Annotated in this window: 5 protein-coding genes; all 5 read right to left on the minus strand. The window is 51.7% G+C overall.

The features are described 5' to 3' along the window. Positions 1–882, minus strand: an 882-nt coding sequence (locus tag FP827_03130; GenBank protein ID MBA3052071.1) for a PASTA domain-containing protein, incomplete at its 3' end; no start/stop codon positions are given. Beyond that, on the minus strand, positions 879–1,448 hold the full coding sequence (locus tag FP827_03135) for an aminodeoxychorismate/anthranilate synthase component II (protein ID MBA3052072.1): 570 nt from the start codon (positions 1,446–1,448) through the stop codon (positions 879–881). The genes FP827_03130 and FP827_03135, both read right to left, overlap by 4 nt. Beyond that, entirely contained in the window at positions 1,445–2,905 is a 1,461-nt protein-coding gene (gene trpE / locus FP827_03140; protein MBA3052073.1) for an anthranilate synthase component I, read from the minus strand. The genes FP827_03135 and trpE overlap by 4 nt, the downstream gene beginning before the upstream one ends. Then, entirely contained in the window at positions 2,895–3,410 is a 516-nt protein-coding gene (gene lepB, locus FP827_03145; GenBank protein MBA3052074.1) for a signal peptidase I, read from the minus strand. The genes trpE and lepB overlap by 11 nt, the downstream gene beginning before the upstream one ends. A gap of 155 nt (positions 3,411–3,565) precedes the next feature. Then, positions 3,566–5,949, minus strand: a 2,384-nt coding sequence (locus FP827_03150; GenBank protein MBA3052075.1) for a DUF3857 domain-containing protein, incomplete at its 5' end; no start/stop codon positions are given.

Here is a 5,949-nt window from a genome sequence, read left to right on the forward strand (position 1 = left end):
ATTGCCGGGCTGCTCCCTCTTCTCATAAACGGTTCTGCGGCCGACGGCGTCTTTGACAATTATCTTCACTTCTCTTTCTTTTATGTCCTGCGGCACCTCCCAGAAGATCGTGACCGTTCTTTTCACATTTTCCTCGAGGGAAAGCTGGGATATATAAAACTTGATGAGGGAATCCCCTGAGAGCATGTCGCCGGGCGCCGGCTCCTGCTTTATGATCGTGCCGGGAGAGATGTTGTTGTTTATCACTTCTTCCGTTTCGGCTACCTCAAAGCCCATCTCATGCAGATAGGAAGACGCGTCAGATGATGATTTTCCGACGAAATACGGCATGACGAGAAAACCCATGAGCGACGCCGGGCCTTTGCTCATAACAATATCTATCATGGCCGCGGGCTTTACTATCTGCCCGGGCAGAGGTTCCTGTGTTATGATAAGGTCTATCTGCGTCTCATCGCTGTAGATGCCCGTGACATTCCCGACGGTGAGCCCGGTCCGTGTCAAAAGTATTTCAGCCTCGCTCATCGCTTTTCCGCAGATGTCGGGCACATATATGAGATTGCCGCCTTCCGAAAGAGTCAGACGCACTTTTCTTCCGGCCCTGACCACCGAGCCCGCCACAGGGTTCTGCCTGACGACCGAACCCGCGGGGATCGTCTCGTCGCTGGCCGATTCCTTTTCTTTGTAGGCCTCCAGTCCCTTGGCCTGCAGCATATCCATGGCCTCGGCGATATTCAGGCCCGTCACGTCGGGGGTCACGACAGCCCTGCTAGTTTTGGTGATGATGCGCATGGCTATGTCAAACCCCACGCCCACCAACATGCCGACAAAAAAGGCATAGACGGCGTAGCGCGCGTAGCGTTTAATTTTTTCTTTATTTATCATTTATCCGCGATTCTACAAAAATTCTCAATGATTTTAAAACCTTCCGTTGTCAGAATTGATTCGGGATGGAACTGCACGCCGTATATATCCATGCCCTTCACCCTGACTCCCATGATCTCGTTGTCTTTCGTGCGCGCGGTTATCTCCAGCCGCGGCACCGGTTTTTCTATGATGAGCGAATGGTACCTTGTCGCGGTAAAAGGATTTTTGACGCCGCGGAAGAGCCCTTTTCCGTTGTGTTGTATGAGGGATGTTTTGCCGTGCACTATTTTTTTGGCCCTCACCACCTTCGCGCCGAAGACCCGCCCTATCGCCTGATGTCCCAGACAGACGCCCAGGATAGGCGTTTTTCCGGTGAAGGCCTTGATTATCTCCATGGAGCGGCCCGCTTTATCGGGCGTACCGGGCCCGGGCGATATTACTATGCCGTCGGGACGATAAGCTTCTATCTCCGAAACAGTGACCTCGTCGTTACGGACGACCTTTATGTCTTTCGTTATCCTGCCGAAATACTGCACGATGTTGTAAACAAAAGAATCGTAATTATCTACGAAAAGTATCCTCACAGGTCCTCCGCCATCTCAACGGCGCGCATCAGCGCCTTCACCTTGTTTTCCGTTTCCCTGTATTCGCCCAAAGGCGTGGAATCGTAAACGATCCCCGCCCCTGCCTGCAGCGACACCTCTTTGCCTTTCACAAAAACCGTTCTTATGGTTATGGCGAAATCCATATCGCCGTTGAATGAAAAATATCCCACAGCCCCCGCGTAAGGGCCCCTTGATGAGGCCTCAAGCTCGCTTATTATCTGCATGGCCCGCACCTTCGGCGCTCCTGATACCGTGCCGGCCGGAAAAGCCGCCTTGAAGAGCGAAAAACTGTCATGGCCCCGGCTGACGGTGCCCTCCACCTCGCTGGTCATGTGCATGACATGGGAGAATTTTTCAACCGTCATCAGTTCCCTGACGGAAACGCTGTTAAAACGGCAGACCCGCCCGAGGTCGTTTCTGGCCAGGTCCACGAGCATTATGTGCTCCGCCCTTTCTTTTTCCGACGAGATGAGCTCTTCGACGAATTTTTTGTCTTCGGCGGGCGTCGCCCCCCGGGGCCTTGTGCCGGCGATGGGACGCAGAACGGCCCTGGAAGAATCCTTCCTCACCAGTATTTCCGGCGAAGAACCGATCATCTTAAAATCCCCGAACTTGAGATAATACATGTAGGGCGAGGGATTCACCATGCGCAGCGCCCTGTAAACGCGGAAGGGGTCAACGGATGAGCGCGCTTTCCATCCGCGAGAGATCACCGTCTGTATGCAGTCGCCGCGGGCGATGTATTTTTTTGCCTTTCTGACCATGTCCTCAAAACGCTTTTGTGTCATCTTGCTTTTAAAAACCGTCCTGCGTATTGGCGCCAGGGGTTTACTTTCGTTACTTATTGCCTCGCGAAGCTTTTTCAGAGTTCCTTTAAGTTTTGCCGCGGCCGCGTCATACATTTGACGGCCGTCCGTGCCCGATCCGTAGCTCCAGCATATTATCCTCATCGTTTTTTTAAGATGGTCTATCACTATTACGATCTCGGGCAGCATGAAGCGGAAATACTCTCCGCCGGTGGAGGCGGGGGCATTGATGTCTTCCCATTCCCCCGCGATGTCATAGGCGAAATAGCCCACAGCTCCTCCTGTAAAAGGAGCGTCACCCTGGATTTTCGGGAAATTATAACGGCCTATGAATTTCTTGAGCTCGGAAAAAGAATCTCCGGTTTTTTTCCTTCTTCCGTTGATCTCAAAATAATCCTTTCCGCCTGAGAGCACAAAAGCCGCTGACGGCGAGACAAAAGAATATCTCCCCCAGCGAATCCCGCCCTCGGCGCTCTCAAGGAGAAAAGCGTTTTCACCGGAAGCGAGATGCGCGAACACGGAAACAGGCGTTTCCATGTCGCAGCACACATCCGTGTAAACACAGCCCAGCGAATAATCTTTCAGGGCTTTTTTGTAAACCCCGAAAGACGGCTCTATTTTATTCAGCATCTTTGTTGATCCTTCCCATGATGTTTTCAACGGGAACAAAATAGACGGGGTTTCCGGACTCGTCTTTCCAGTCGCGCGAATCGCCGGACCAGTCCCTGTTGTCGCCCATCACAAAGACATGTCCTTCCGGCACCGTGATCTCAGGAATGTTGTCGCCCTTAAGTATCTCGTTTTCTCTCTTATACACCGCATACGGTTCCGCGCCGAGCTCTTTCCAGTTGAGATAGATTTTTTTGTCGCGGATCTCAATGGCATCGCCGCCCACGGCTATAACGCGCTTGATCAAACCCTTCTGACTGTCCACAGGAGAACGGAAAACGATTATATCGCCCCTCTCGACGGGGTTGAGGGCATAATGGAGCGCGCTGGCCCATTCTATGTCGTAGAGCTCAAGAGTCGGCTCCATGGAGCCGCTGGCCACCTTCACAAAGCCCCCTATATACATGCGGAAAAGATAAGCCCCGCCCAAACCAAGAGCGACGATGAAGATCAATCTTTTAATCATAGGAAGGGGACGGTGCTTGACATTGTGACATTAGCAGCATTTCACCTCATTCATAAAATCCCCCTTCCTTCTAATTTTAAAGTCACAATTTGTGACCTTAAAGCTTTATAATACTCAGTCTCCGGCGGTTATAATAGGAACCGTTCCCATTGACTTTACCTTTCCGCCGTCTCAAAAACCGCCTGGCTCCTCGTCCTGCGATGCAGATCAAACATAAGAGCGCGGTATTTTTTGTAATCTTCCGGCGTCACATCCTCATTATTTGTAACAGTTTTTTCCGTGTATATCAATTCGCTGCCCGACAGACGGAATTGACGGTTCATTGAAAACCATTTGTTTTCCTCGTTTATGTCTTCCGGTATGAACACCGCCTTCCAAGACGGCGGCAGTATGAGCCGCGTCTCTACGCTTTCCTCCGACGGCAGTGAGGCCTTTACGGGGTATTTGCGTTCTTCCTTCGCGACAAGGGCGGTGTCCACGCCCCCCCACTGCGGAGCCAGCCGTATGCCCCCCGCTTTTTTGAGATAATCCATTCCCGTAAACATCATCCTGAGGCGGCAGGGCTCGTTCATGTTCTCAATATCGGGAAGCTCGTATTTTAAAAGCGACGCGTCCGGCGTTATGGCGTTCACCGCTTTTTCAAGCTGTTCTTTTATCTTGACGGGCTTTGTGTATTTCAGCCAGTATCTCTGTCCCTGGTCGCTGATGCCTTTTGTCAGCACTTCCCTTGTGGCGCTGATCGACTCGTCCTCTTCCACCTTCACCGTCATTTCCTTACTCACGCGGTTTTCGGCGCTGCCGAAGACGGGCGTTTCGATGATCTCATATCTGTCGTCGAAGAACACGAGCGTTTTTCTTCCCTGGTCGCCTCCGGGAAGATCCCCGAAAGAACAGGTCTCAGCCGTCGGGTCCATAAATATTATCTGCCCGTCTATTTCCACGCAGGCTATGGCATGATTAAAAACCAGTTCCGGAAAATCCTCTATCAGCGGGAATGTCCCTCTCGTGCCTATGAGGACAAGATAAGCTTTCAGCCCCGCCTCCCTGAGCATCGCCGTCAGGAGAACCGCCTGGTCTTTGCAGTCGCCGTATTTGTTGAGGAAAATCTCCTCCGCCTTGTGCGGCCTGAAACCGGCTTCGCCGTATTCCACAGCCACATAGCGTATCTGTGACGCCACCCAGTGATAAATGTTAGCGGCATTGGCCCTGTCGGATGAGATATCCATCAGCTGGGCCGTTTTCTTCCTTATATCGGGCGTGATGTCCATCCTGTCGGAAAGCATCTCCTTCCACCACAGGTATATCTGATCCCAGCTCTGAAAAGTGGAAAACCTGAAACCGTCGCTTATCTCGTCCCACGGCGGCATGCTGTCCTCTGGTATTATCTCCGGCACAAAGGGAAATTTCCAGCTGTACAGCCTGTCCGTTTTCGTCCTCTTCACGCGCGGGTCCAGCCTGTATTTCTTTTTGAGATAAGAGTTCCTGAAAATCCTTATGTCAGGCGTGAATGAAAGGGGTATCTTCACGCTCAATTCCTGATTGACATAGGGCTCAAAACCCTGTATGCCGTAGCGGAATATGACATTGCCCGACGGCAGTTTGTTTGACTTGTGCCGGACCCTGTAAACGATAACGGCGCCGGGCGCCACGGCCGGCATGGATATGATCTTCAGCCTCGCGTTTGAATAGAGCGGGAAATTCATGTACTTGGACACATCCCTTATCTGCTGCGGCGACACATCCCGCGTCAGCCCCGAGGGCAGCACCGTGTATGCCTCCAGTATCTCAATGTCCTCGTAGGTGGAATCGTATGTCAGCGCCACCTCCGCGAACTGCTTCTTGCCCCTGTCGTTGAATATCTTTATGACCTTGAGCGACTCCGACACCGACGAGGAATCGGGAAATATCTCATAGTTGTCCCTGTCCATCAGCACAGCGGCCGACGCTTCCGGATGATCTTCCTGCGATGGCGATTTTCTTATCAGTTCCGCTATTTCAGTGTCTATATCCTCTATGCGCCGGGGAAGATTTTTGACGAGCTCGTTATATCTTCCGGCGGCTTTATCGGCGAATTCGCCCGTCTTTATCCGCCCGTAGGCGTTCAAAGCCTCTTCAAAAAGATTCTTTCCCTCAAGAGTCCTCGCCCTGTAAAAGAGAAGCTCGCCGTCACCGACCTTTTCGGCTTCTCCCTCTATCATGTCAAAATGATAAAGAGCCGAGGTGGGAGAGCCCGTGTAATAATAGGAAAGCGCAAAAAGCCTGTTTGCGGAATAGTCCGCGGCGCTCACATTTTTTAGCGTCTCTATACAGCCATCATAATCCCCGTTATCAAAGAGGAATCCCGCTTTGAATTTGAGTATTTCGTCATATGAACGCGTATCGCCGCTACGGCGGGCGTCCAGTTCAGTTACTACTATTTTATTAAGAAGCGAATTCTTGTCTATCTCGATAATAAGACGCTGAGCTTCCAGAACCTCAATGTTAACGGCGCCCGTCTCATCTATTTTCTCCGGAAGGTCCGGCTGCTTAGCCCCCGTAA

It is taken from the genome of Candidatus Omnitrophota bacterium (genome assembly GCA_013791745.1).
GTDB lineage: Bacteria > CG03 > CG03 > CG03 > CG03 > CG03.